General features: G+C 62.5%; 1 protein-coding gene. It reads left to right on the top strand.

What is annotated here, in order from left to right; translation table 11 throughout:
- Window positions 1–456: mannitol dehydrogenase family protein (locus tag AC1DIX_RS27835; protein WP_477328580.1), on the top strand; the 456-nt coding region annotated here is incomplete at both ends.

The following is a 456-nucleotide window of genomic DNA, read 5'->3' as shown; positions in this document are numbered from 1 at the left end:
GCCGACGGCAAGAACCCGTCCGAGCCGAAGACCGTGTTCGGCCTGATCGTCGCCGGTCTGAAGGCGCGCAAGGACAAGGGCCTTGTTCCCTTCACGGTGATGTCCTGTGACAACATTCCGCATAACGGCGTGGTCACCACCAACGCCGTCGTCGGTACGGCGAAGCTGTCGGATCCGGCCTTCGCCGATTGGATCAAGGCCAATGTCGCCTTCCCGAATGCCATGGTCGACCGCATCACGCCGGCAACCGGCCAGCGCGAGATCGACCTGCTGAAGGATCAGTTCGGCATCGAGGACAACTGGCCCGTCTACTGCGAAGAATTCAAGCAGTGGGTGCTGGAAGACAAGTTCACCGCAGGCCGTCCGGCGCTCGAAAAGGTCGGCGTCACCTTCGTGTCCGATGTGACGCCCTACGAGCACATGAAGATCCGCATCCTGAACGGCGGCCACGCGGCG

The sequence above is a fragment of the Massilia sp. 05N420 genome (assembly GCF_056397205.1).
The sequence above is the reverse complement of the archived record's forward strand: the minus strand, read 5'-3'. Positions and strand labels throughout refer to the sequence as shown.